The 26,684-nt window shown below is 58.1% G+C and carries 25 protein-coding genes and 1 tRNA gene; 14 read left to right on the top strand and 12 right to left on the bottom strand.

Annotated elements, in window-relative coordinates; translation table 11 throughout:
- Position 1 precedes the first annotated feature (1 nt).
- Entirely contained in the window at positions 2-790 is a 789-nt protein-coding gene (locus tag ACTYEO_RS04230; protein WP_449322466.1) for a metallophosphoesterase family protein, read from the top strand.
- Between the two features lie 5 nt (positions 791-795).
- On the opposite strand, the gene mnhG is transcribed toward ACTYEO_RS04230, so the two are convergent.
- From mnhG to ACTYEO_RS04250, 4 genes are read right to left on the bottom strand one after another with little or no spacing between them, the layout of a single operon-like run.
- Positions 796-1,128, bottom strand: a complete 333-nt coding sequence (gene mnhG / locus ACTYEO_RS04235; RefSeq protein WP_449322467.1) for a monovalent cation/H(+) antiporter subunit G — start codon at positions 1,126-1,128, stop codon at positions 796-798.
- Positions 1,125-1,439: a monovalent cation/H+ antiporter complex subunit F gene (locus ACTYEO_RS04240; protein ID WP_449322468.1), complete on the bottom strand. Its 315-nt coding sequence runs from the start codon at positions 1,437-1,439 to the stop codon at positions 1,125-1,127. Before ACTYEO_RS04240 ends, mnhG begins: the two co-directional genes overlap by 4 nt.
- A 4-nt stretch (positions 1,440-1,443) precedes the next feature.
- Positions 1,444-1,644, bottom strand: coding sequence for a Na+/H+ antiporter subunit E (locus ACTYEO_RS04245; protein ID WP_449322469.1), 201 nt, complete (start codon positions 1,642-1,644; stop codon positions 1,444-1,446).
- Positions 1,645-1,666: 22 nt separating this feature from the next.
- On the bottom strand, positions 1,667-1,831 hold the full coding sequence (locus tag ACTYEO_RS04250; RefSeq protein ID WP_449322470.1) for a hypothetical protein: 165 nt from the start codon (positions 1,829-1,831) through the stop codon (positions 1,667-1,669).
- 106 nt (positions 1,832-1,937) lie between these two features.
- Here ACTYEO_RS04250 and ACTYEO_RS04255 point away from each other — a divergent pair, with 106 nt between their 5' ends.
- From ACTYEO_RS04255 to ACTYEO_RS04315, 13 genes are all read left to right on the top strand, one after another.
- Positions 1,938-2,921, top strand: coding sequence for a membrane dipeptidase (locus ACTYEO_RS04255; RefSeq protein ID WP_449322471.1), 984 nt, complete (start codon positions 1,938-1,940; stop codon positions 2,919-2,921).
- Positions 2,914-4,614: a hypothetical protein gene (locus ACTYEO_RS04260; protein ID WP_449322472.1), complete on the top strand. Its 1,701-nt coding sequence runs from the start codon at positions 2,914-2,916 to the stop codon at positions 4,612-4,614. Before ACTYEO_RS04255 ends, ACTYEO_RS04260 begins: the two co-directional genes overlap by 8 nt.
- Positions 4,611-5,192, top strand: a complete 582-nt coding sequence (locus tag ACTYEO_RS04265; protein WP_449322473.1) for a DUF3726 domain-containing protein — start codon at positions 4,611-4,613, stop codon at positions 5,190-5,192. The genes ACTYEO_RS04260 and ACTYEO_RS04265 overlap by 4 nt, the downstream gene beginning before the upstream one ends.
- Positions 5,193-5,194: 2 nt before the next feature.
- On the top strand, positions 5,195-6,214 hold the full coding sequence (locus ACTYEO_RS04270; protein ID WP_449322474.1) for an Ldh family oxidoreductase: 1,020 nt from the start codon (positions 5,195-5,197) through the stop codon (positions 6,212-6,214).
- Positions 6,211-7,179: a LysR family transcriptional regulator gene (locus tag ACTYEO_RS04275; protein WP_449322475.1), complete on the top strand. Its 969-nt coding sequence runs from the start codon at positions 6,211-6,213 to the stop codon at positions 7,177-7,179. The genes ACTYEO_RS04270 and ACTYEO_RS04275 overlap by 4 nt, the downstream gene beginning before the upstream one ends.
- A 550-nt stretch (positions 7,180-7,729) precedes the next feature.
- A complete protein-coding gene (gene acs, locus ACTYEO_RS04280; protein WP_449322476.1) occupies positions 7,730-9,670 on the top strand; it encodes an acetate--CoA ligase in 1,941 nt (646 codons plus the stop codon).
- A gap of 13 nt (positions 9,671-9,683) precedes the next feature.
- Complete coding sequence (locus tag ACTYEO_RS04285; RefSeq protein ID WP_449322477.1) at positions 9,684-10,379, top strand: adenylate kinase; 696 nt, start codon at positions 9,684-9,686, stop codon at positions 10,377-10,379.
- A 91-nt stretch (positions 10,380-10,470) separates the two neighbouring features.
- Positions 10,471-10,731 carry a DUF4212 domain-containing protein gene (locus tag ACTYEO_RS04290; RefSeq protein ID WP_449322478.1) on the top strand — a complete coding sequence of 87 codons (261 nt, stop codon included), beginning with the start codon at positions 10,471-10,473 and terminating at the stop codon, positions 10,729-10,731.
- A gap of 15 nt (positions 10,732-10,746) precedes the next feature.
- Complete coding sequence (locus ACTYEO_RS04295) at positions 10,747-12,510, top strand: sodium:solute symporter family protein (RefSeq protein ID WP_449322479.1); 1,764 nt, start codon at positions 10,747-10,749, stop codon at positions 12,508-12,510.
- Positions 12,511-12,615: 105 nt separating this feature from the next.
- The gene (locus ACTYEO_RS04300) at positions 12,616-14,430 is read left to right on the top strand and encodes a DUF294 nucleotidyltransferase-like domain-containing protein (RefSeq protein WP_449322480.1); all 1,815 of its coding nucleotides are present in this window, start codon (positions 12,616-12,618) and stop codon (positions 14,428-14,430) included.
- A gap of 19 nt (positions 14,431-14,449) precedes the next feature.
- Positions 14,450-14,977 (top strand): hypothetical protein, encoded by a 528-nt coding sequence (locus ACTYEO_RS04305; RefSeq protein WP_449322481.1) that lies wholly within the window; start codon positions 14,450-14,452, stop codon positions 14,975-14,977.
- A gap of 46 nt (positions 14,978-15,023) precedes the next feature.
- Complete coding sequence (locus ACTYEO_RS04310; RefSeq protein WP_449322482.1) at positions 15,024-17,033, top strand: exonuclease domain-containing protein; 2,010 nt, start codon at positions 15,024-15,026, stop codon at positions 17,031-17,033.
- A gap of 53 nt (positions 17,034-17,086) precedes the next feature.
- A complete protein-coding gene (locus ACTYEO_RS04315; RefSeq protein WP_449322483.1) occupies positions 17,087-17,761 on the top strand; it encodes a GntR family transcriptional regulator in 675 nt (224 codons plus the stop codon).
- 69 nt (positions 17,762-17,830) lie between these two features.
- Here the strand turns inward: ACTYEO_RS04315 and ACTYEO_RS04320 are convergent, their stop codons facing one another.
- The 8 genes from ACTYEO_RS04320 to ACTYEO_RS04355 form a co-directional block, all read right to left on the bottom strand.
- The gene (locus ACTYEO_RS04320; protein WP_449322484.1) at positions 17,831-19,279 is read right to left on the bottom strand and encodes an NAD-dependent succinate-semialdehyde dehydrogenase; all 1,449 of its coding nucleotides are present in this window, start codon (positions 19,277-19,279) and stop codon (positions 17,831-17,833) included.
- A gap of 29 nt (positions 19,280-19,308) precedes the next feature.
- The gene (locus tag ACTYEO_RS04325) at positions 19,309-20,316 is read right to left on the bottom strand and encodes a type I glyceraldehyde-3-phosphate dehydrogenase (RefSeq protein ID WP_449322485.1); all 1,008 of its coding nucleotides are present in this window, start codon (positions 20,314-20,316) and stop codon (positions 19,309-19,311) included.
- A 248-nt stretch (positions 20,317-20,564) separates the two neighbouring features.
- Positions 20,565-22,112, bottom strand: coding sequence for a cation:proton antiporter domain-containing protein (locus tag ACTYEO_RS04330; protein WP_449322486.1), 1,548 nt, complete (start codon positions 22,110-22,112; stop codon positions 20,565-20,567).
- A gap of 166 nt (positions 22,113-22,278) precedes the next feature.
- Positions 22,279-22,355 (bottom strand) — tRNA-Met (locus tag ACTYEO_RS04335).
- Between the two features lie 55 nt (positions 22,356-22,410).
- Entirely contained in the window at positions 22,411-24,318 is a 1,908-nt protein-coding gene (locus tag ACTYEO_RS04340) for a beta-galactosidase (protein WP_449322487.1), read from the bottom strand.
- Complete coding sequence (locus ACTYEO_RS04345; RefSeq protein ID WP_449322488.1) at positions 24,315-25,169, bottom strand: SMP-30/gluconolactonase/LRE family protein; 855 nt, start codon at positions 25,167-25,169, stop codon at positions 24,315-24,317. Before ACTYEO_RS04345 ends, ACTYEO_RS04340 begins: the two co-directional genes overlap by 4 nt.
- A complete protein-coding gene (locus ACTYEO_RS04350; RefSeq protein WP_449322489.1) occupies positions 25,166-25,771 on the bottom strand; it encodes a 2-dehydro-3-deoxy-6-phosphogalactonate aldolase in 606 nt (201 codons plus the stop codon). The genes ACTYEO_RS04345 and ACTYEO_RS04350 overlap by 4 nt, the downstream gene beginning before the upstream one ends.
- The gene (locus ACTYEO_RS04355; RefSeq protein ID WP_449322490.1) at positions 25,768-26,679 is read right to left on the bottom strand and encodes a 2-dehydro-3-deoxygalactonokinase; all 912 of its coding nucleotides are present in this window, start codon (positions 26,677-26,679) and stop codon (positions 25,768-25,770) included. The genes ACTYEO_RS04350 and ACTYEO_RS04355 overlap by 4 nt, the downstream gene beginning before the upstream one ends.
- Positions 26,680-26,684 lie beyond the last annotated feature (5 nt).

A 26,684-nucleotide genomic window follows, 5' to 3' on the forward strand; every position in this document is an offset into this window, starting at 1 on the left:
CATGATCAAGGGTATCAAATCCGTCTTTGGCAGCTCCAAGCCATCCCAGCCTGCGGCTGAGCAAGCCGCCTCGGTGGATGCGCCGCGCCCTGAAAAACCCAGCTATCTTGTGGGGGATATTCATGGTCGGGCCGATTTGCTGGAGCAGATGCTCGAAAAGATTGACGCCCATATCGGAGCCATCCGCGCCACGGACCCGCAGCTTGTCTTTTTGGGTGACTACATTGATTTCGGGCCAGACAGCCTTGAGGTGTTAAAGCGGCTTCATGAACTCAGCACCAGCTTTCACGAAAATGTCACCTGCCTGATGGGCAATCACGAACGGATGCTGCTGGATACATTGGAAAATCCCGCAAAGCGCGGCCCGCGTTGGTTGCGCTCAGGCGGGGTTGAAACCCTCAGATCGCTTGGCCTTGATCCTGTTTCGGATGGTGAGCAATCAGACGGGCTGGCCAATGCCCTTGCCCGTGCCCTTCCCGATGGCGTGGCCGATTGGCTGGCGCAGCTTCCTCTTACATGGGTGTCAGGCAATCTCTGCGCGACCCATGCAGGTGCCGACCCCTATCGCTCGCTCGAGACACAAAGCGCGCGGATTCTGCTTTGGGGGCATCCCGAATTGGAAAGCCGTGCACGGGTGGATGGAAACTGGATCGCCTATGGGCATCACAGGGTCACGATCCCCTTTCTGGGCGAAGGGCGTGTGGCCCTGAACACAGGTGCGCATGAAACGGGCAAACTGGCGGCCTGCGCCTGCCTGCCCGATGGCCATTTCGATTTTCTGATGACCTGAGCGCCTCAGCGTTTGAGGTTTTCCTCAGCCCCGTCCTCGATCTTGATTCGCCAGAGCGGCACCCGCGACCGAAAGGCCGCGCGCCCGATCATATGGGCGGCCACTGGCGCTGTAAGCAGCAAGAAAACGATGGTCAGCACCGCGCGCGTGGTTGTCGCGAGATCGCCGAAATATATCGCCACCGCAATCAGCAATAGCCCCGAACCCAATGTGCCAGCCTTGGTCGAGGCATGCATGCGGATCAAAACATCGGGCAGTCGCAAAATGCCAAGCCCTGCCACAAAGCAGAAGAACCCGCCAAGAAGAACCAGAACAGACAGAAGCAATTCGATGATCATTGGTCTTGCTCCTTCGATGTCTCGGCCTGTTCATCTTGAACAGTGGCCTGCCTGCGTTCCACAAAGCGCGCCAGCGCGACAGTGGCCAGAAAGCCGATCAGCGCCAATACAATGGCCACATCGATGAAGGTCTGGTCATCTGATCGCAGCGCGAAAAGGCCACAAAATGAAACGATCAGAACCGTCATCATATCCAGCGCCACGACCCTGTCAGGAAGGCTCGGGCCTTTGACGAGGCGGATGAAGGCGAAGACCACCCCCAGCATGACGAGGATAAAGGCGATCTCGATGGATATTTCCAGAATACTCATATCTCTACTCCATCGCCTCTTTGACCCAGCGCTCCATGCCCTGTTTGATCTGCCTGCGAATTTCATCAGGGTCGTCGCCGAACATCGCGTGGATATAGAGCGTTTTGCCATCCTCGGTGACATCAAGGCAGAGCGTACCGGGTGTCAGCGAGATCATATTGGTCAGAAGAAGCACCTCCATCTCGCTTTGAACATCCAGCGGCATCGAGATAATTCTGGGGCGCGCTCTATGTCCGATCCGAGATCGAAGGCCGCGCCCGTGATGTGGTGGTGCGCCCCTTCAATAATCGGCATTTCTCGCGCTCGATTGGTTTGGCTTGGCGCAAATCCAGCGGTGCTGGCCCCGTATATGAGCGGATCGCAAGCTTGATCCGCGAAAATGTGCGCAACATCCCTGAGCTGATCGTCGAAAGTTAAGCCGTTCAATCCTTCTATAGGGTTGCGCCAACCGCCATGATCTGACCCAATCCCATTAACAATGAAAGTGACGGAACAGGGATGGATTATCGTATCGACGGTTTACAATACGCGAATTGGTCACGCGGAGTGTTCGAGGAAATGCGCGCAGGCGGTATGGACTGCGTGCATGTCACGATTGCCTATCACGAAACTTTTCGCGAAACCGTTGCGCGGATTGAGGAATGGAACCGCCATTTCGCAGCCCATGGTGATCTGATCCGTATGGCCTATGGCGCGGATGATATTCGCCAAGCCAAGCAAGAGGGCCGCACCGCGATCATCTTTGGCGCGCAAAACCCCTCGCCCATGGAAGACGATATCTACCTGCTCGAAATTCTGCACAGGCTGGGTCTTCGGGTCATGCAACTGACCTATAACAACCAAAGCCTTCTGGCGACGGGCTGTTATGAAAGCCATGATACAGGCCTCACACGGATGGGTCATGAAGTGGTCGCGGAGATGAACCGCTTGGGGCTTTTGATCGATATGAGCCATTCCGCTGACCGCTCGACCTTGGAGGCGATCGAGGCCTCAAACCAACCCATCGCAATCACCCATGCCAATCCCGATTGGTGGCACCCCGCCCTGCGCAACAAACCCGATGAGGTGCTGCGCGCTTTGACCGATGCGGGCGGGATGTTGGGCTTTTCACTCTATCCACATCACCTGAAAGATGGGCCGGCCTGCACGCTGCAAAGCTTTTGCGAGATGATCGCGGAGGCCGCCAATCGCTATGGGGCCGAGCATCTGGGTATCGGGTCTGATCTGTGCCAAGACCAGCCCGACAGCGTCGTCGAATGGATGCGCAACGGGCGTTGGACCAAAAGCACCGATTTTGGCGAAGGCTCGGCCGACCGCCCAGGTTTTCCACCCCAGCCCGAATTCTTCCGCAACAACAGCGATTTTCCGCGACTGGCCGAGGGTTTAGCCGCAGCAGGATTCGACAATTCTGAAATCGCTGGCATCATGGGGAATAACTGGCTCGGGTTTTTCGAGCGGGTATTCGGCGGTGCTGATGGATGATCTGACAACACATGCGCCTCTGAGAGGTCAAATGCGCAGGCCCGAACAGGTCATGCAATTGGATCGCATGGGGTCCAGTTTTCCCACACGGCTGAGTTTCCTACGCGCGCTAATACGGCGGCTCCACCGCAACAAGGTCAGGCTGGAACGGTCTGTTTGGGAGATGGATACCCAAGGATTTGGCCATGCTGTCTATTCGCTCGAATTGCTCGGGCATCACTATTCGCTGATCTGCTTTTCCCATGACCTGCCTAGCGAAGACCGCACCGACCGCGTTATTGCCGAGCGGTGGGATGCAACCTTCACCCTGTTTGACGGCACCCCCGATGCCGATGATATCGCCCGCCTGAAAACCCAAGTGCCCCTTCAGGAGGCAGGCCGCGTTTCCATGCGCGAATTGGTCATGAGCCGCGCGAATAAAAGCCTCCGCCTGTTCGAGCATGTCGCGCAATCGCTTGCGCAAGGCCATGCGCCAGATGCCAAGCTGCTTTGTGAAACGGGCTATCTGATGCGCACCACGGCTGTGTATGGCAATGGCAAATTCGGCTTGGCAGATCGCAATGATATCGCGCAACGCGATGGCATGTCGGGCCCCTTCGCGGTCGAGATGCTGACCGTCTGGATGATCCGCGAATTCTCCCTTGATCTGGTTGAGCATGTCGCGCGCGCCTTGAACCCCGACAAAGCAATCCCTTTGCCGATCGATTTGCGCCGGAGCCTCGGGATCGGCAATGCAACGGGGCTTGGCATGGCCCCTTTCCTGATCACCCATCCCGAATTGATCCATAAATGGGTCACGGCGCGCGAAACCGCAATTGCGCGTGTCCGCGAGGTCGTCAGCGCCACAGATCAAGAGATTAAGACGTTTTTACGTGTCCTTGGCAAAGCCCGCCAACATGCCGAAACTTGGCAGGTCGACGATGCCACCCAATCCAACAGGATCGCTGGTTTGCGCGCGGAATTGGCCCAGATCTCGGAACGGCTGACTCAAGACTGGCTGCGCGCCCCGCATCCGTGGGAAAGGCTAATCCATCTCACCGAAGATCTCGGGCTTGAGGCGCAAGAATGTTTGATCTCGGCAATGCTTGAGCCCTATGGCGACATGATCGACGCTTTGACCCAAGACATGGCCTTTGGCCCGCCCTTGCGGCTCGATCCCTCCATGAGGGTTGGGGCCCTGACTGATACATTGCAGAGCCATTACGATTGGGCGCTGCAAATCGATTTCACTTCGCCCGAGATGACGCATCAATTCTGGTATGTCTCGGAAGACAAGGCCGAGCCACGTTTGGGTGTTCGCGCCACGGAGCCCGGTTCTGATCTGGAATTGCCACTGGATATCGCGCGGCAAGTCCAAGGCCTGATGCAGTGCTTGGGCGGCACGCCCCCCGCCACCACAATTGGTGATTTCGTGGCAGCACATCCTGACCAGCGCCATATCGTTGAACGCATTCAATCCATCGCCTCACATCCCTATGGCGAAGTCCGCGCCAACCTGCTTGGCGAGGGCTGCCTTCCGATTGATCTGCTGCGCTTCAAGCTGGCCTTTTTCGGCGCGTCCCGCTTTGATCCGAAATCCGACCGCTGGACACGGGTGACCTTGTGCCAAGGCGCGCCACTGGCCAGTGAAATCGCTGAATGCGACCCTGATGCATGGGCCTTTTTTGCGCCTCCGCATGGGGCTGCTGCATGACACCGCCCTCGCTCAACGAAATCGCACGCAAGGTTGAGGCGGCGGCGAAGGGCAAGGGCTGGTCAATTGGGCAAGCCGCTGATCTTGGCTCTGCCGCGGCATGGCTCTCGGCGCAGGGCATTGATGGCATCCCAGCAAGCCTTGCCGCGATAAATGAGCCTCAGACCGAACCAACCAACACCATTGCGCAGTCGATCGCGGCGATTGACGCGGCACTGGCCAGCGGGGACGGGAGTGCCAAGATTCCCCTTATCTCACAACCATTGGTCCTGCTTGGACTATGTGGTTGGGCCGCGACGCAAAGCGCAAAGGCCTTTTCGCTGACAGGGCAGATCAGAGCAGAAATCGAGGCCGCGTCCCTTTCCTTCGGACCTGATTTCGCGCCCGATCAAACAGGCACTTACCTTTGCGCCAGATCAGATGACACAGCCCGCAAGACATCACGCCAGAGAACCCCACCAGACAGCCAAGCTTGGGATGAGATATCGGGTTTGGCCAGCAGAATTCTTGTTCCTGCAACCGAAGCCTCACGGGCCTTTGGGGCTGGCGAGGGTGGCCGAGAAAGCGAGACATTTTAACGATGAAAGACCTTGATATGAAGAATGCCGAAACCCTCAGCCTAGACGATGTGGAGGCACTTGCGCGCGATAGCTTGATGCGGGCTGGCGCATCAGATCAGGCCGCCGCCTCGGTCGCACGCTCGACCAGAGCCGCTGAGCGGGACGGTATGCGCAGTCATGGTCTGCTCTATATCCCGATCTATGCCGAGCATCTGCGCTGCGGAAAGGTTGATGGCGCGGCATCACCCGAGGTCGAGAAAACGCGGGCCTCCGCGCTGCGCGTTGATGCAAAATCGGGCTTTGCGCATCCTGCGATTGATAAGGGCCTTCCCGATTTGCTGGAGGCGGCTTCGCAAACTGGGCTAGCCGCGATGACCTTGCATAACAGCTATAATTGCGGGATTCTCGGCTATCATTCCGAACGCATTGCGGCACAAGGCATGCTTGCGCTTTGCTTCACCAATGCGCCCGCCTCGATTGCACCAACGGGTGGCCGCAAGCCCGTGATCGGCACCAACCCGTTTTCCTTGGCTGTTCCAGATGGCAAAGGCGGCGCGCAATTCGTGATTGACCAATCCGCCAGCGCCATCGCCAAATCCGAAATTATGCTGCGCGCGCGCGAAGGCCATATCCTTGAGGACGGGTGGGCCTTTGATGCAGATGGCCAGCCCACCACAGACCCCGCCCGCGCCCTTGAGGGGACGATGGCCCCTGCGGGTGGCCAAAAAGGGTTTGGCGCGGGCCTGATGGTCGAGGTTTTTGCCGCGGCTTTGTCAGGGGCAACCTTGGGAAAAGACGCCTCGCCCTTCTCGGGGCCGATTGGCGGACCACCCCGAACGGGCCAGTGTTTTTTCGCCATTGATCCCGGCGCCTTTTCTGGCGCTGACTTTGCGCAACGCATGGGCGCGCTGTGTCAGGCCTTGACCGAACAAGACGGAACCCGCCTGCCTGGAAGCCGCAAATTCAACCACCGCGCCAAGGCCGAGCGGGACGGGGTTGCGGTGCCAACATCCCTTCTGGAGCGGATCATCAACTCATGAAATCTCACGACCTCAAAGGGCTCAGCCTGAAAGGGCTGGAGGTGTTCGAAGCACTTGCGCGCACCGGATCAGTGGCGGATGCGGCAGAGATCACGGGCTTGTCGGCACCCGCCGCCTCGCAACAATTGCGCAACCTTGATGCCGCCTTGGGTGTCCAATTGGTGGATCACACACGCCGCCCCATGGTGCTTACCCCTGCTGGCAGAACCTTTTTAGCGCGGGTTGAAATGGCGCTGAATGCGCTGCGCTTGGGGCAACGTGATCTAAGCTCTCTCGACCTTTCCGAGATATCTTCGCTGCGGCTTGGGGTGATCGAGGATTTCGAGAATGAGGTTCTGCCCGAACTGGTGCCGCAGCTTGCCACGACCATGCGAAACTGCGCTTTCAGCCTGCAGTCAGGGGCCAGCCATGATCTGGCAGAGCAGGTCGCACGGCGTGATATGGATATCGCAATCTGCGCCGCCGTCCGGGAAACGCCTGAGCGAACGCTGACATATCCCCTTTTGAATGATCCCTATATTCTGGCACTGCCAAAGGGACGGTCGACCAAGGGCGGGTTCGATGAGCTGGCGGATCTGGCCTTTTTGCGCCGCGACCCCAATCAGGTTATGGGCCAGCAAATTGAGGCCTATCTGGACCGCCACAAGATCACGCTGCCGAAGAAATTCGAACTCAGCTCAAACCAGTCGATCAGCGCATTGGTTGCCTCTGGCAAGGGCTGGACGATCACGACACCCTTGAGCCTGTTGCGCGCCGCGCGGTTCTCAAACGAGATTGACGCCTTTCCACTGCCAATCGGGGCCATGTCACGCCAGATTGTGCTTTATGCGACGGATGACTGGACGGGCGACATCCCCAAGCAGATCGCCGCAAATTTTCGAGACCTGATTGAGCGTCATTTCACCCAAAGCGCGCGCCACGAGATGCCTTGGCTTGGTGAGAGTTTTGGCGTCATTTCAGAGTGAACGGCTTGAGCGCCATGCCCCTTGAAACCGCCCAAAACACCCGCCGCGGCGCAGTATCCATGGGCTCTGAACATTAATTTTCTCTCAGGCTGAAAAACAGAGAAGAGATTAAGCATTTGTATTTAAACAAATTAAAGCTCCAATGGTAAATAAATTTACTATTTCCGCGCTGCCGCGTGAATATTCCTTACAGAAATCCTGAGCCCAAGATTACAAACAGTTCTGGGCCCAGCGCTTTGCTGTAAGGTTGCCACAGGCGCGTGAAGGCTCACGAAACTGTGAGGGAGGACCGGTACCGCGTCAATCTGCTGTTTGAGGGGACGCAGATGAAGAGGAGGGGAAGAGGCAATCTCAAGCTAACATGACAGTACTCTTTTCCGTTGCGGAACAGAGTGCGGATCAAGTGCACGACCGCGCCCATGATCCCCATTGAGATAGCATATGTTCAAGCTGCAAAACCCTTAAAGTTGTGATGGAAAGCGAAAGCTCCAACACCGAATAGTCGCAGTTTGAATACAAAATGAGCCGTAATGCTTTAGGGAGCAATAACTTGCCAAACGACACGAATTTCCCCGACCTTTTGCAGGATGCACATATTGATCCGTCCAAATATGACGAAATGTATGCAGCATCCATCAATGACCCCGAAGCGTTCTGGGGTGAGCATGGGAAGCGGATTGACTGGATCAAACCTTACACCAAGGTCAAAGATACCTCCTTTGACCATGACGATGTTCATGCACGTTGGTTCGAAGACGGCACCCTCAATGTCTCGGCGAATTGCATAGACCGCCATCTGGCCACACGCGGCGATCAGACCGCGATCCTCTTCGAGCCTGATGAGCCGACAGACCCCGCACAGCACATTACCTATAACCAGCTGGCCGATGAGGTCGGGCGGTTTGCGAATTCCCTCAAGGAATTGGGCGTCTCCAAGGGTGACCGCGTCGTGCTCTATTTGCCGATGATCCCCGAAGCCGCATATGCGATGCTTGCCTGTACACGCATCGGCGCGATCCATTCGATCGTGTTTGCAGGGTTCAGCCCTGATGCGCTTGCGGCCCGTATCAATGGCTGTGATGCAGCTTTGGTCATTACATCCGATGGCGCGCCGCGCGGCGGCCGTGTCACGGACCTTAAGGAAAATGTGAACAAGGCCCTGTCCCATTGTGAAGACAGCGTGAAATGCCTTGTGGTCAAGCGGACGGGTCAGGATGTGGCTTGGACCGAGGGGCGCGATTTCTGGTATCACGATCTGGCCGATAAGGTCTCGACCGACTGCCCCCCTGAGGAAATGGCCGCCGAAGACCCGCTGTTCATCCTGTATACCTCTGGCTCCACGGGTCAGCCTAAAGGTGTGGTTCACACCACGGGCGGATATCTCGTCTATGCGTCGATGACCCATGAATATGTTTTCGACTACAAAGATGGCGATATCTTCTGGTGTACCGCCGATGTCGGTTGGGTCACTGGCCACAGCTATATCGTCTATGGGCCACTGGCCAATGGCGCGACCACTTTGATGTTTGAAGGTGTGCCGACCTATCCAGATGCAGGGCGTTTCTGGGAAGTCTGCGAGAAGCACAAGGTCAACCAGTTCTACACTGCGCCAACTGCGATCCGCGCGCTGATGGGCAAAGGCCCCGCTTTCGTCGAGAAATACGACCTCTCCAGCCTCAAGCTGTTGGGAACCGTGGGCGAGCCGATCAACCCAGAGGCTTGGAACTGGTATAACACCCATGTCGGCAAGGGACGCTGCCCGATCGTTGACACATGGTGGCAGACCGAAACTGGCGGCCATATGATGACCCCGCTTCCGGGTGCACATGCTCTCAAGCCCGGCGCGGCGCAAAGGCCTTTCTTTGGCGTGAAGCCGCTGGTGCTTGAGCCCACAACGGGCGAGATCATCGAAGGCAATGATGTAGAAGGTGTTCTGGTGATCGCAGATAGCTGGCCTGGCCAGATGCGCACCGTATGGGGCGACCATGATCGCTTCGTGAAAACCTACTTCTCCGACTACAAAGGCTATTACTTCTCGGGCGATGGCTGCCGCCGCGATGCCGAGGGCGATTACTGGATCACAGGCCGTGTGGATGACGTGATCAACGTATCGGGCCACCGCATGGGCACCGCCGAAGTCGAAAGCGCGCTTGTTGCGCATGAGACCGTCTCGGAAGCCGCTGTTGTCGGGTATCCGCATCCGATCAAAGGTCAGGGCATCTATTGCTATGTCACCCTGATGGCCGATCAAGAGCCAAGCGACGAGCTGAAAAAGACGCTCTCCGATTGGGTCCGTCAGGAAATCGGGCCGATTGCGAAGCCCGATGTTGTTCAATGGGCCCCTGGCCTGCCGAAAACCCGCTCGGGCAAGATCATGCGCCGCATTCTGCGCAAGATCGCCGAGAATGATTTCGGCAGCCTTGGCGACACCTCGACTTTGGCCGATCCATCCGTTGTGGATGATCTGATCGCCAATCGAGCTGGCAACTAAGCGGGCAGCGATCATGACAACACAAACCATGACCCAGCGCATCAACCTCATCCTTCTCGGCCCTCCGGGTGCCGGGAAGGGTACTCAGGCACGTATGCTTGAGGAGGAATTCGGTCTTGTTCAACTCTCCACCGGCGATCTGCTGCGTGGGGCGGTTGCGGCTGGAAGCCCTGCAGGTTTGGCCGCAAAGGCTGTGATGGAAAAGGGCGAGCTTGTCTCGGACGAGATCGTTCTTGCCGTTTTGAAAGAGCGGCTTGACCAGCCTGATGTCGCCGCTGGCACCATCCTTGACGGCTTTCCCCGCACCGCAGCACAAGCGGCGGCGCTGGATACCCTTTTGTCCGAGCGTGGGCAAAAGATTGATGCCGCCATCAGCCTGAAAGTCGATGACGCTGCAATGGTGACGCGCGTATCGGGCCGCTACACCTGCGGCTCTTGCGGCGAAGGCTATCATGACAAATTCAAACAACCCGCAACTGAGGGTGTTTGCGACAAATGCCAGAGCACCGAATTCAAACGGCGCGCTGACGACAATGCCGAAACGGTGCGCACGCGCCTTGAGGCATACCACGCACAAACGGCCCCCCTGATCGATTACTACGGTGCGCGCGACGCGCTTACCGAAGTGCCGGCCATGGGTGCCATTGACGAGATCGCTACATCACTCAGCGAGATCGTTTCCCGTCTAAAGGGGCGTGCGAGGGAATAAGAATTTCGTCATCCTTTTCTGGAGAAGGGTGGCGAATGGACTCGGTCAGTCGGGAGGGCAGGCTGGGTGGATAAACCGAAGGGAGAAAATCATGGCAGACAAGCCTGATAACAACGCATACTGGGCCGCGAACCTGCGCCTTATCACCATTTGTTTGGTGATCTGGGCGCTGGCGTCTTACGGCTTTGCAATTTTGCTCCGTCCGTTGATCAGTGGCATCGCGGTTGGGGGAACGGACCTTGGATTCTGGTTCGCACAGCAAGGCTCAATCCTCGTGTTTCTTGGTCTGATCTTTTTCTACGCATGGCGTATGAACAAGCTCGACAAGGAACATGGTGTGGACGAAGAATAAGGGACGGACCAAACCATGGATCAAACAACACTCAATTTTATCGTAGTGGGGCTGTCGTTTGCGCTCTACTTCGGTATCGCGATCTGGGCCCGCGCGGGTTCCACATCTGAATTCTACGCCGCCGGGCGTGGTGTACACCCAGTCATCAACGGTATGGCGACTGCGGCTGACTGGATGTCGGCGGCTTCGTTCATCTCGATGGCCGGTCTTATTGCCTTTGTTGGCTATAACAACTCGCTGTTCTTGATGGGTTGGACAGGCGGCTATGTGCTTATGGCCATGCTGCTCGCGCCTTACCTGCGCAAGTTCGGCAAATACACGGTTCCTGAGTTCATCGGCGACCGTTACTACAGCCAAACAGCACGTATCGTGGCAGTTGTCTGCCTCATCACCATCTCCGTAACTTACGTTATCGGTCAGATGGCTGGTGCTGGCGTTGCCTTCTCGCGCTTCCTCGAAGTTGAGCGTGATACCGGTCTTTGGATCGCTTCCGGCGTTGTTTTCGTCTATGCGGTTCTCGGCGGTATGAAGGGCATTACCTATACGCAGGTTGCTCAGTACTGTGTTCTGATCATCGCCTACACAATTCCGGCGATCTTCATCTCGCTGCAACTGACTGGTAACCCAATTCCGGGTCTTGGTCTGTTCTCCGAGCACACTGCAACTGGTCAGCCTCTGCTGGTGACACTTGACGGTCTTCTGACTGATCTGGGCTTCAATGAGTACACCGCAACCACGAACCCGTGGCTGATGGCGCTTTACACATTGTCGCTGATGATCGGTACAGCTGGTCTGCCACACGTGATCATCCGCTTCTTCACCGTTCCCAAAGTGTCTGACGCACGTTGGTCCGCGGGTTGGGCGCTGGTCTTCATCGCGCTTCTTTACCTCACAGCTCCTGCTGTTGGTGCCATGGCGCGTCTGAACATCATCACCACAATGTGGCCAGAAGGCGTTCAGGGTGAAGCGGTTGCAGAAGCTGATTTGCCTGATTGGTTCAACACTTGGGAGGTCACTGGCCTTCTTGCGGTTGAAGACAAGAACGGCGACGGAATGATCCAGTACTACAACGAAAATAACGCGGACATGCAGGCCCTCGCGGCTGAGCGTGGTTGGTCGGGCAACGAGCTTGTGACCTTCAACCGTGACATTCTCGTTCTGGCGAACCCTGAAATTGCACAGCTTCCAGGCTGGGTTATCGCTTTGATCGCTGCTGGTGGTCTGGCGGCGGCTCTGTCCACTGCGGCGGGTCTGTTGCTTGCGATTTCGTCGGCTGTGTCTCATGATCTCATCAAATCGACCTTCAATCCGAACATCTCGGAAAAAGGCGAATTGCTCGCTGCTCGTATTTCTATGGCAGGTGCGATTTTGGTGGCAACCTATCTTGGTCTTAACCCTCCTGGCTTCGCGGCTCAGGTTGTGGCTCTGGCCTTCGGTCTGGCGGCGGCAACGCTCTTCCCAGCCCTGATGATGGGTATCTTCTCCAAGCGGATGAACTCCACTGGTGCGACAGCAGGTATGCTGGCCGGTCTCGTAGCGACCTGTCTCTATCTCTTCACGTATCTGGGTTGGTTCTTCATTCCAGGCACAAACATGCTCGACTCGAGCCAGTATCTGTTCGGCATCCCGCCGACCCATTTCGGCCCGATCGGCGCATTGGCAAACTTCGTTGTCGCATACTTCGTATCGCGTGCAACTGCCGAGCCTCCGCAGGAGATCCAAGATCTCGTGGAATCCGTACGTACTCCCCGCGGCGCGGGCGGTGCGACCGGACACTAAGTCCTGAAACGTTCGGGGCCTGCAGCGTGCAGGCCCTGTTCACGACAAGGCGCATCTCCTATGATCGGGGTGCGCCTTTTTTAATCCTCGATGATGACTGGACCCATGCCGAGCGATCTCACCAGCTTTCTGTCTCAGATACGTCCCTATGACAGCCTGACGGCTGAGCAGTTTGCGCGCCTGACAGACGGGGCCGCCTTTATCGAGAAACAGGCGGGTGAGGTTGTTTACGCCTATAACGAACCTGTCGACGCGCTCTATGTGATTGAAGCTGGCCACATCGATATCACGACCGCCGAAGGTGAGATAATCTCGATCCTAGGGCCACAAAGCTCCTTCGGGCAGCGCGGCTTGTTGCGCGAAGGGATTGCCCCTTTCACTGCCACGGCCTCCGAGCGGACCCGCATGATCGCGATCCCCGGCAAGACATTCCACGCGCTGCGGCAAGAAAACTCCGTCTTTCAGCGGTTCTTTGAACGCCCCCGCACGGTGCAGGCACGGGCAGATGATCTGACCACCATGGAACTTGGTGATCTGATGACCAGCAATCCGGTCACCTGCGCGCCAGATACCCCCTTGATCGAGGCGGCCCGCCTGATGCGCGACCGCAATATCGCCAGCGTTGTGGTCACCGAAAATGAAAAACTCACTGGCATTCTGACAACCCGTGATTTGGCCAAAAACGCTTTGGCCGAAGGCTTGGGCTACGACAGGCCAGTTTCGCAAGTCATGACGAGCGCGCCTGTGACTTTGCCGCCATCGGCCTTGGTCTCGGACGCGCTACACGAAATGATGGAACGCAGCATTCCCTATATGCCTGTGCTCGACGGTGACCGCTTGGTCGGCATCCTGAGCCAGACCGATCTGACCCGCTTCCAAGCCCTGTCATCAGCCACCATCATTCAAGACATCACCCAAGCCACAACTCCTGCCGAGCTTGCAACCATCGTCCACCGCATCCCGCGGCTTCTGGTCCAATTGGTCGGGGCGCATCATGCCCATCAGGTGGTGACCCGCCTGATCACGGATGTGGGCGATGCCACAACACGGCGCCTTTTGAAACTGGCCGAGGACAAATTGGGCCCACCCCCTGTTCCCTATCTATGGCTGGCCTGTGGCAGCCAAGGGCGGCAGGAACAAACGGGCGTCTCGGATCAGGACAATTGCATGATCATCGATGATGCCATGACCCCTGAGGATGATGCCTATTTCAAAGCGCTCGCCACCTTTGTCTGTGACGGCTTGGACGAGGCAGGCTATTTCTATTGTCCGGGCGAGATGATGGCCACCACGGATCGCTGGCGGCAGCCCTTGCGGATCTGGCGCGAGTATTTTCAGGGCTGGATTCAGAAACCTGACCCCATGGCGCAAATGCTGGCCTCCGTGATGTTCGACCTTAGGGCCATAGGCGGCGAGGCTGAGCTGTTCAGCGGGCTTCAGAAAGACATTCTTGAGAATGCCTCGAAGAACTCGATTTTTGTGGCGCATATGGTGTCAAATTCGCTCAAACACACCCCGCCATTGGGGTTGTTCCGCGGCTTTGCGACCGAGCGTTCGGGCGAGCATAAAAATGCCATCGACCTCAAACACAACGGCGTCGTGCCTGTGGTTGATCTGGGGCGGATTTACGCTTTGCAGGGTCAAACAACCCAAGTGAACACCTTCGCGCGGTTGACCGCAGCAATTGAAACGGGGGCCGTTTCCCATTCGGGCGGGCGCGATTTGATTGATGCCTATGACGTCATCGCGGAAACCCGCCTCATCCACCAAGCCGCGCAAATTCGGCGGGGCGAAAAGCCCGATAATTTCATGAACCCGACGGACCTCTCCGAATTTGAACGCAGCCATCTGCGGGATGCTTTCGTCATCATCAAAACCATGCAATCTGCCGCCGCATCGCGCGGTGGTTATATGTCCTAACCAGAAAGACACCCATTCAATGCAAATGTTCCTGACGCTGATCGCCGTTTTTATTGCTGGTCTTGGAGGTGCGGGTATCGCACTTGCCTTGCGCAAGCTAACGCGCCTGAACTTGCCAGGCTGGATTACACCCGTGGCCGTTGGCGGCTCGATGCTTTTTGCAACCGTGTCGATGGAATATAGTTGGGCAGGCGCCACTCTGGATGCGATGCCTGAGGATACAATTGTCGTCAGCGAACGCCTCCAGCAGACATGGTGGCAACCATGGACTTTCGTGCGCCCATGGACAAAAGGCTTTATCGCCTTCAGCCCCTCCGAGACCCGAGAGACGGCTGAAAATTCAGGCATCCTTGTTGTTCAAACCCAATTCCGCGAACGCTGGCAGCCCGGCCTTGTGAAGCCTGTCTTGGTGGATTGCGCAGGGCTGCGCCGCGCGGAAATCCTGCCAGAGACCGTATTTGACGAGGCAGGCCAACCCACCAATGCCGACTGGCGTGATGTCGATAGCGATGATGGGTTTTTGGCACCTGTTTGCGAGGGGCAATAGCGCAAAGACCAATTGATGCATGCGGGAAGGAGGAGGCCCGCTGCTTATGTTCACTCACCTTAGTCTTCGCCTGCGGATATTTCTATTCTTCGCGCTGATCGCCATCGGCGGCTCGGTCCTTCTGATCGTGGGCTTGGTCTATGGCTATATGCGCCTTGGCGAGCAGCATGCGCTCTCCTCCTTTGTCATCGCAGGGCTTGTGGGTGTGCTTGCCGTCATTGGTCTATCCGCGTGGATTTGGACCCTTTTTGATGACCATATCGCCCGCCCCGTAGAGCGTTTGGCCGCCGATTTACGCGCCCGCGCACATGCCGATGTTGAAGGCGCAATCGATCAAGGTGCGGCCCGTTATCTGGGGGATTTGGGGCCCGCTGCCTCGGCCGTGGCCACCTATCTCACCGAAACCAAGAACGCGATGGCGCTTGCCGTGGGGCGTGAAACCGCACGCCTCAGCCTCGAAAAATCACGATTGGAAGCCCTTCTGGCCGAGATGCCCGATGGCGTTCTGTTTTGCACGGCTGACCATAAAATCGCCCTTTATAACGGGCAGGCGCGCGACATTCTGGGCAATCGGGTGACCTTTGGTTTGAACCGCCATGTGTCAGGCCTCCTCCATCCCGAACCGATCGAGATGGCCTATCGCCGATTGCTTGCCTCCAATGACCGCCACGGGGCCGATATTCTGGTGGCCACAATCAAAGGCGCGCGCTTGCTCGAGGCAAGAATACGGCTGATGTGGCTCGACGGTCAGGAAACCGCGCAGCCCGGCTATGTGCTGAATTTGCGCGATGTCAGCACGGGCCTGTCCGTTCAGGCCGAACGCGCCCATCTTCTTAATGAACTCCTAGACGGCGTCAGCGATATGGCGGCTGGTTTGCCGCAAGACGACGCAACTTCACAGCGCCTGACCGAACTGGCCGCGCGCATAACAGCCCGCAAAACACCCACGGACACGCAATGGTGGCCTCTTGAAGCTTTGGCCGCCAATGATCTGGGCATTGCCCTCGCCGCGCGATTAGAACGCAAGGGACTGTCGCTGCGGGCCGATCTGCCAAGCACCCGCATCCGCTGCGATGGCTTTGCCATGACACGCCTTTTAGAACGCTTGGTTCTCGGCTGGTCGGGAAAAGGCGCAGCAGAATTCGCGCTCGGCATGGCCTCCTCAGACGCGCAAAATCTGACCCTCACCCTCACGGCCAAGGGCAGCTGCCCTGACCAAGCCAGCCTGCAGACATGGCTGGATCAACCCCTCTCACCGGGAATGTCAGGGTTTTCGGGGCGCGATGTGTTGATCACCCATGCCACATCCGCAACCCCCCAAGACATCAAACCAGATCACGCGCGCATCAGCATCGCCCTTGCGCTTGCGCAAGTCACACCCATCGCCGCCCCGCCCCTTGTGCAATATGATTTCGACCTGCTCCAAGCCGAAATCCCCGAAGCCCTATCGGCAACCCCGCTGCGCCAGCTACCCTTCGTGGTCTTTGATACCGAAACGACAGGCCTCAATCCGCAAGTGGATGAGATTTGCCAAATCGCCGCCATTCGCATCGTCAATGGCCGGATTGTGGATAGCGAACGCTTCGATATGCTCGTCAATCCGGGGCGGTCCATCCCCCCGGCCTCAACTCGGGTGCACCATATCACCAATGACATGGTCCAAGACGCCCCCCCCGTTTCCGACGCGCTTGCTCGTTTCCACCGTTTCGCCGATGGTGCGGTTCTCGTGGCCCATAATGCGCCTTTTGACATGAGCTTTCTGCGCAGGCGCGAAACCGAGATCAAAGCCCGATTTGATCAACCCATTCTTGATACGGTGCTCTGCTCGGCCATCCTGTTTGGGCAATCGGCAGATCATACGCTGGATGCCCTGTGCGACCGCCTCGGGATCGTCATTCCAGAACAGGATCGCCACACCGCCCTTGGCGATACCATTGGCACAGCCGAGGCCTTCCGCAAGATGATCCCGATGCTTGAAGCAGCAGAATTGCCCAGATTAGGGGCATTGATCAAAGCATTTGACCGCCATGCGCGGCTTCTGGAACACCTGAATTGACGCCTGCCCGAACTTGCCCCAGCATCATGGCGTCAAGTTGGGGGATGATGGGAATGGCACGAGAACCGCTCTACCGCAAAACAGAAGAAGAAATGTTGCGCCGCATCCGCAGCGGAGACTGGGAAATCAGCCGCCGCCTTCCCAATGAATTCTCTCTCGCCGATGAATTCGGTGTCAGCCAAGGCACCATGCGGCGGGCGTTGATCACGCTGGAAGGCATGGGGCTGCTGACCCGCAAACCCGGTCGCGGAACCATAGTCGCCAAAGCCACACCCGCCCCTGACAAGACGGCAGGCCTGCTGCTGACCGATCTGGCAGGTGCCCCGCTGCAATTGACCGTCATGCGCGCCACATTCTCAACGGCCCAAGCAAGTCTTGGCCCCTCCCCCGCAATGCGCGTGGCCAAATTAGAGCGTATCCTCAAACGGGGCTCGGCACGGTTTGCCTTAGAGGAAACGCTCGTCTCAGCTGCGCTCTGCCCGAAACTGAAAGAAACCGCCTCACCCGATTTCGAGGCGCTGCTCACCGAGCATGATATCGGCTTTGAGCAGATCACGGCCACGGCAAGCGCGGCTGTAACCACAATGGGCCAGTCCGTGGCACTCGCCTGCGACCGCTACACCGCGCTTCTTTGCCTGACGCGCACCGCTTACGACGCCCAAGGCCAAGCCATAGCCCAGCAAAATTTGTGCATCATCTCGGAAGAGCTGCGCCTCTCAGCCAGCTGACGCGCCTCACACCATCTTTGCTTTCAAAATACTTCGGGGGTCTGGGGGCAGAGCCCCCAGCCGCATCCCTCAAATGCCATCGATACAGGCATATTTCGTATCGAGATAATCCTCGAGCCCTTGGCTCCCGCCTTCTTTGCCCATCCCCGATTGCTTGACGCCCCCGAACGGGGCCTCAACCGTTGTGATCAGGCCCGAATTGATCCCGATCATCCCGTATTGCAGCGCATCATTCAGGCGGAAGGCACGACCCAGATCATTAGTATAGGCATAGGCCGCAAGGCCGAACACCGTATCATTGGCCATCGCAACCGCCTCTTCTTCAGTGTCGAATTTGAACACAGGCGCAAGCGGTCCGAAAATCTCTTCCTTGGCAAAAACCATGTCTTGGGTCGCGCCCGTGACAATGGTCGGCATGAAGAAGGTGCCTCCCAATTGATGCCGTGATCCGCCCGTGGCCACCTCCGCCCCCTTGGACTTGGCATCGTCGAGCATTTCTTCGACCTTCTGGACAGCCTTATCGGTGATCAGCGGGCCTTGCGTGACCCCCTCTTCCATCCCATCGCCAACCTTCAGGGCGCGGGTCTTCTCAACCAGTTTTTCTACAAATGCATCATGGATGCCCGCTTGGACATAGACACGGTTGGCGCAGACACAGGTCTGCCCCGAATTTCGGTATTTCGAGATCATGGCCCCTTCAACCGCTGCATCCAGATCGGCATCGTCAAACACAATAAACGGCGCATTGCCGCCCAATTCCATCGAGACTTTCTTAACGGTATCAGAGGCTTGGCTAAGCAACAGCTTGCCCACAGGGGTCGAGCCCGTGAAGGTGATTTTGCGGACTTCCTCGCGCGCCATCATCGCGCCACCAATCGGCGGGGCATCGCCCGTCACAATATTGATCACCCCTTTGGGATAGCCCACCTCTTCGGCCAAAGCGGCCCATGCCAGACCGGAATAGGGCGTCTCGGCGGCGGGTTTGGCAACAACGGTACAACCAACCGAAAGCGCGGGCGCGATCTTGCGCGCCAGCATCGAGGACGGGAAATTCCATGGCGAGATCATCCCCACCACACCGACAGGGTGCTTCGTCACAAGAATGCGACGTCCATTGGCCCCTGCGGGCACGACCTCACCCTTGGCGCGGCGCACCTCTTCGGCAAACCAGCGCACATATTGCGCACCAATGGCGATCTCGCCTTTCGCCTCGGCCAGTGGCTTGCCCATCTCGATGGTCAACAGCTCGGCCAGCGATTGCTGGTTATCCATCAAAGCATCATGAAGCTTCCACAACAGGCCAACGCGGCTCATCAAATCCATGGCGGCAAATTCGGGAAATGCGGCATGGGCTGCATCGATTGCGCGCATCGTCTCGGCCTCACCCACATTGGGGATATGGCCGATCACCTCGTGGGTGGCGGGATTGGTAACCTCAATCGTCTTGCCGCTATCGGCTTGCACCCAAGCGCCATCAATAAAGACGGCTTCGCGCATCCAGGCTTTCCAATCACTCATGATCACTCTCCCAATTATGTTTCGAAGGACTACAGCGCGCCCATGATGCGGGCAACATCCAGCATCCGACACGAAAAGCCCCATTCATTGTCATACCAGCCAAAGACCCGCAGCATCCCGCCCTTGGAGCGCTTGATCTCGGGCCCTGCCACGATCAGCGATTCAGGCCGCGCGCGCAGGTCCGAGGAAACCAGCGGTTTCTCGGTAAAACCAAGGATCGGGCCCGCCGCCTCGCGCAACAGCGCGCAAGCATGCTCGGCCGAAGGGGCCTCACGGGTGATTACGGCCAGATCAATACAAGAGACGCTGGCCGTCGGCACCCGAATGGCCGAGCCCGTGATCCGCCCCGCAAGATGTGGCAGAACCAAATCAACCAGTTTCTCGGCGCTGGTGGTTGTGGGCACCATCGACAAGGCCGCCGCCCGCGAGCGCACCAAATCCCCCATCGGCATATCCACCGTGGGCTGGCTGCCCGTATAGCAATGCACGGTTGTCATCAGCGCCGTCTCAAGCCCGAAGGCCTCATCAAGCACGCGCACCAAAGGGGCGGCCGCATTGGTTGTGCAGGACGCATTTGAAATGATCTGATGGGCGGGCGACAACTCGGCCTCATTGGCCCCCAAGACAAGCGTCAAATCCGCCTGCGGCGATGGCCCCGAGATCAGGACCCGTTTCGCACCCGCCTGCAATCCCTGTTCGGCAACCGAACGGTCCACCGCGCGGCCTGTGCATTCCATCAAGATATCGACACCATCCAGTGCCAGCTTGGTCAGGTCACGCTCTTGCGTGAAGGGGATGCGGCGGCCATCAATGATCAGCTCCCGCCGCTCCGTCTCGACCGAGCCGGAATAGGGGCCAAAAACACTGTCATACTCGAACAGATGGGCGCAGGTCTCCAGCGGTGCAATATCGTTGATTGCGACCACGTCGATCTCGGGCCAAGCCGCAGCACCCCGCGCAGATTGCGACCAAGCCCGAAGGATGGAACGCCCGATCCGTCCGAACCCGTTGATGGCAATTTTGATCGGCGCTGGCATACGACTCTCTCTGGTCTGGTTTGGCTGCAGTCATGCACTTGCCACAGCCATGTGCAAGCGGTTGTGACGGCCCTTGGGCGCAGCATCACCAGCTTGCATCAAATAGCCGCCATTTATCGCCAGTTGATCAGGGGGGCGAGCTGGACACCGTAACGGTGCTCTTTCTCGAAGGAATTGGATAAGCCAAACAAAAAAAGCGCTAGAGGCTCAGAAAGACCCTCTAGCGCTTGTTTTCAATACACTGCCGATCAGGCTTTGGCGACAGCCTCAGCGGTGAGTTCGGCAAGGCTGATCCCTGCCTGCGTCATGGTCAGATAGGTGTAATCAGCCCCAGCATCGCGGATTTGCTGCAAGTGATCTTCATGCAGAGCATGCGCAACAATCGGGCCAGTGAAACCCCTTTGACGCAGCGAACGTGCGGCAATCAGCTTGGCCTCAAGATCGTCCATCGCAAGGATCGCGGCTTTGATCTGGCCCAAATTACAGCTGCGCAGGAAGTTGGCATCCTCGGCATCTGCGAAGAACACATTGCGCCCTGCTTTTTGATGCGCCTCGGCCTTGTAGTTATCGGCATCAAGGCCAAGCGGCTTCAGCCCTTGCTCCTGCATGAAGTCGTAGGAGGCGCTGCCTGTCCGACCCATGCCGAAAATCATCACATCCGCATCGCCCATATCGCGGGGCTGTTCATCGGGGTGGATGGTGTCCAGCTCAAGACGGCGCAGCTTGGCCTCGTAGCGTTCATAGAGAGGATGCGCAAAACGGTTGAGCGGGGCCGAGATCACGAAGGAGATCGACACGGCAATCGCCAAAGGCACGACATATTCAGGCAGAACGCCCGCGGCAACAATCAGGCCGAATTCGGAATAGGCCGTCAGGCTAAGGGCTGTCAGGAAGGCACTGCGCGCGCGCAGCTTGAACAACACCAAAAGCCCGAAGAACAAAATGCCCTTCAGCGCAAGCGCGATGCCCACACCGATGGCAAAGATCATCGCATTCCAATCGGGCAGACCCATCAGACCGATCTGCAGGAAGAAACCCACAAGGAAGACTTCCTTGAGCGACCAGAGCGAGTCGCTCAACTCTTTGGCGCGGGTATGGGTCGACAAAAGCACACCCATAACCAAAGCACCGATTTCCGAGGACAGACCCATCGCCTCAAAGCCCATGCCGCCGATCACCAGCGAGAGCAGCATGCCCATCAAAACCATCAATTCGTCATGGCCTGCGAAATCCAGAAGCCAGTGCAAAGCAGGGCGCAGAAGCGGCAGGCCAAACAAGAGAAGCGCCCAGATATTTGGTGTCTGACCAGACCAGACCGCCAGCACGATCAAGGCAATGATATCTTGCACAATCAGGATACCAATCGCCGTGCGGCCGTGAAACGCACTCAGCTCACGCTTGTTTTCCAGCAGCTTGGCCGCCAGCACCGTCGAGGAGAAGGACAAGGCGATCCCCAAGAGCAATGCGGTATTCCAATCAAGCCCCATGATCAGCTTGAGGCCAGCCACAAAGACCGCAACAGAAATCGCGAAATGCAAAACCGCACCGCCCAGAACCTGTGGCTGCGCGATCTGCTTGAGTTTGAGTTTCAGGCCAACGGCAAACAGCAGCATAAGCACACCCAGATGGGCGACATGCTCAAGGGTCTTGCCTGCATAGGAGGGCAAACCAAAAGAGGGACCAAAGATATTGATCGCGAAACCTGCGGCCAGAAAGCCCACAAGCGGTGGCAATCCAACCTGTCGGACGGCAAGCCCGAAAAAGAACGCAAAGCTGATTGTAACGACTTCAAACACAACAAAACTCCTATAACGCCCGCAAGCAGACAGGAGAGCGGTGTTATGGGCCTTCTCCGTCGGTCACGATCTCGATTTGCCGAAGATGTGCAAAAATCATGCCAAGGCTAAAGGCAGGAAGCCAGCCGCCGCTTGTGGCAAGGCCACGTTCTTTTCTGGGGTGGGATGGTAGCGGAGGAGGGACTTGAACCCCCGACACGCGGATTATGATTCCGCTGCTCTAACCAACTGAGCTACTCCGCCAAAGCCAGTCGCGGAACTAAGACAGGCGTCTTCGCGCGTCAACAGGAAAAATGCATCACCCTTGCACTCTGATGACACCTGCGGGCGGGATTACCTGCCCGCCATAGGTCACAGGCTCGGCCCGATGGTTGAAGATAAAGCGTGTCGAGCCAGATTGGCGAATGCGGATACCCTCGGGCAAGAGCTCGGACGTGATCCCCTCTGCCTCGCATGCGCGCGACAAGATGCGCTGGAACAGCACCTCATCGGGCCAACCCGCGAGGTAGTGCAGCTTGCCCGTGCGCAGCAAAACGGGCGCGCCTGTTGGTGTTTTCTCGATGACCTCTGCGCGGCTCTCAAGCTCCTCCAGCCAGAGCTTCACAGCACCCCCGCCCTCAACTGCAACGGGCATATCGGGCCGCATGGTTTCAACCCGCGCCACCAAAGCCTCCAACCCCGGAAGGTTCGGCGGCAAAGGATCAGGGATCGAAAGATGCTCGGTCTTGGCATTGGCGCGCGGGCCGATGATCAAGGTGCCTTCCGCTTGTTCCAACGCGCGCAGTAAATCCGCGCTCAGCGTGATTGCACCGGGAATAAGGACCAGCTTATAGCCTGACAGGTCCTGCGTATCAGGCGGCAGGATATCCAGCGACAGGCCCAATTTGCGCGCCGCGCGATAAGTCTCGAACACCAGACGGAAATAATCCAGCCCACGGCCCTGCGGCTGCACCTCCCAGCCCCAAGCCGAGGCATAATCAAAGACAAGCGCGACGGGGGCTTGAGACGCCTCAACATCGGGGGCTTGGGCCAGTTCTGCCATGACCTCGGCCGCTTCATGGAAGGCGGGGGCCTCAACGCTATCAGGGCGCAGCATGCCAGCATGATATTGCTCTTGCGCGAAAGGGGCCTGCCGCCAGCGGAAATAGCTGACCACCTCGGCCCCATGGGCAAAAGCCTCCCAAGTCCAGAAACGCACCATTCCGGGAAGGGGCGCAGGGTTATGCGGGGCCCAGTTTACGGGGCCAGGTTGTTGTTCCATCACCCACCAACGGCCCTGCCCCACCGCACGGTAGAGATCATGATGCAGAGCCTGAAAATCAGGGTCGCCCTGACGAGCATAGGCGCGCTTATGTTCGGGCGTTTCTTCCAAGCGGTCTTCGAGGAAGCCCAAAGGGTAGCTGTCCCAAGTGGCGATCTCCATCTGGCGGCCAAGCTCGAAATGGTCAAACTCGGTGATCCTGCCCATATAGTTATGGCTGACAGGCGCATCGGAGTAGCGGCGGATGATATCAACCTGCCCTTTATTGAACCGCGCGACCTGATCTGATGAGTAGCGTTTGAAATCCAGCGCGTGGGCAGGGTTCGGCTCGGTCACTGTCAGGTTTGGCAATTCGATCTGGTCAAAGCTGTCATACTCCATCGACCAAAAGACATTACCCCAAGCACGGTTCAGCGCCTGTGTGCTTTGATATGTCTGCGCCAGCCAATCGCGAAACCCTTGGCGCGCGGCATCAGAATAGGAAATCACCGTATCATGGCAGCCATATTCATTATCGGTCTGCCATGCGGCGACATGCGGGTTAGCGCCATAGCGTTTGGCCACCTCTTCGGTGATACGCATCGCCTCGGCGAAATAGCCTTGATGGCTGAAACAGTAATGACGCCGTGAGCCGAAGCCGCGTGGATGTCCCATGACATCAACTGCCAGCATATCAGGATGGGCATCAACAACCCAACGCGGCGGCGTGGCGGTAGGTGTACCCAGCACAACCTTGAGGCCAGCCTGCCCCAGCACTTCAATCGCGCGGTCCATCCAGCCCCAATCGAACTGACCGCGCGCAGGCTCCAGCCGCGACCACGCAAATTCACCGATCCGCACCCATGTCAGGCCCAGATCAGCCATGCGCGCGGCATCTTCGCGCCAGATATCCTCGGACCAATGCTCGGGGTAGTAGCAGGTTCCAAGCGCACGTTTCAGGGTCATAGGATCACCCGATATTCTTTCTGACCCCGTATCAGAGAGGGGACCGCAAAGGTGCAGCCCGCATCAGGTTCGGCCCCTTCGGCCAAATCTTGCGCCGCGCTGGTCACAAATAGCGTAGCAAGCTCATCACCGCCGAATGCGGGACAGGTTGGCTGGCTGGCGCTCAGCGGCACGGCTTTGAGCAAGCCACCTTCAGCGCTGTAGCACGCGACCCGCGCGCTACCCCATTCCGCGCACCACAGATTGCCCTGAGCATCGACAACCGCGCCATCGGGGTTGATGCCTGATTGACGGTGATCCAGAAAAACCTCCGCCTCGCCTATCGGCCAACCTTCCCCATCCAGCGCATAGCGCCAGATAAGATTTTCAGCTGTATCGGCGAAATAGGCGGTCTTGCCATCTGGTGCGAAACAGGTGGCGTTGGGGATCGTCACCTGCGCACGAAGCTGGCGTATTTCGCCGCGATAATAGCGATAGAGAGCGCCCGCCCCGCTTTCACAATTGATCCCCATGGTCCCGATCCAGAAGCCACCCTTTGGGTCAGCGCGGCCATCATTGGAACGAGTGACGGGGTTGTCAGATTCCAATGGAACCACCTGCCGAGAGCTGCCCGTTGCAATATCAAATCGGGTCAGATCCGTCTGGGTCGCGATCAGAAGGGTTTCTTCATCAATCCAGCCCGCCGCCGAGACATGACGATCAAACTGCCAGTCCAGCGGTCCATCCGCCGTGCGGCTGAGCAGCTTGCGGCCCGTGATGTCGAACCAGAATAATTGCCCCCGCACGGGATGCCAAAGCGGGCCCTCCCCAAGGGTGCAGGCCCGATCATCGAATATGGCCGCAGCGCTCACGCCGCCGCCCCGTCATAGGCACGGATCGTATCGCGCGCACGCGTGGCAACCTCCCCCACCCCCAAACCGGGCGCATAAAGCGAGGTTCCCAGCCCGAACCCATCCGCAGTGGCGCGTAGCCAATCGGCGAAATTTGCGGGGCCCACGCCGCCCACCATATAGACCTGCGTGCCGTGCGGCAGCACAGCGCGCAGCGCCTTGAGACCTTCAAACCCCATCAAATGGCTGGGGAAAACCTTCAGCCCATCCGCCCCCGCATTCAGCGCGGCGAAACACTCAGTCGGTGTCAAAACACCGGGCCAGCTTTGCAGGCCAAGACGCTTGGTCTCGGCCACAACCTCAGGGTCGAAATTGGGTGAGACGATCAGCTTGCCCCCCACCTCTGCCACCGCGCGGACATCAGCGGCACTCAGAACCGTACCTGCCCCGATCAACGCTTCCTGCCCGCAGGCTTCGGCCATGCGGCCAATGCTGTCGATCGGATCGGGTGAGTTCAACGGCACCTCGATCTTGGTGATCCCCGCTTCAATCAGGGCCTGCGCCACTGGCACGGCCTCATCAGGGGTGATGCCACGCAGGATCGCAATGATTGGTCGGCTCATGCAATGGTCTCCGACATGGAATGATAAACGGCTGTCAGCCCTTTCAAGGTCAGGGCATCGGCGGGCGAACGGCTCACGAAAACGCCTTGGCTCTCGAGGGCGCGCGCATAGAGATCAACCAGTAAAGGCGCACCGACAACCGCTACATTCTGACCCAGCCAATAGGGTTTTGCAGCAGCAAGCTCAGCGCCGATCAGCAAGCCCGACAGACGCGCGCGGGCCGCATCAGGTTCAAGCCCCGCCAAGACGCTTTCAGCACGGATCGAGAACATCATCTGCGCGATTTTCTCGGGCCGCGAGAGGGTCTCGCTCAAGGCCGCATCAAAAGCATCTGCCGCCAGCCCATCGGCCGCCAAGCAATGGCGCAGCACCGATTGGCGCGACAGCAAATCAAACATCTCACCCGTCATATAGGTCTGGAAGCTGACAACCTCGCCCGCGCTGATATGGACCCATTTCGTATGCGTGCCAGGCAGGCAGATCACCCCGTCAAATTCGGGCGTATCCGCCAGAAACCCTGCAATCTGGGTTTCCTCGCCACGCATGACATCGGCGGAGGGTTTGGATTGCGACAAACCCGGCTGGATGAAAAGGCGGATGCGCGGATCGGTGCCCGCAACGCGGTGGGGCGCCAGCGCAGAGGGCTTGGCAGGCACCGCGATATAGGGCGCCTCGGACCAGCCTTGGCGCGACCCGATCATGCCACAGGCCAGAACGGGCATAGGCCGCGCCCCAAGCCAAGGCTCGATCAGCGATAAAAGTGCAGGCTGAAACGCCTGCGCGGAGGTCATGCGCGCCATGCCATCATCGGATCGCGCTTCAACTTTCACGCTGCCATCGGCTTGCATCGCCCAGGCCCGCAGATGCGAGGTGCCCCAATCCACAGCGATCCAATCCGCATAATTCATCGCAT

Source organism: Rhodophyticola sp. SM2404, from assembly GCF_053570515.1.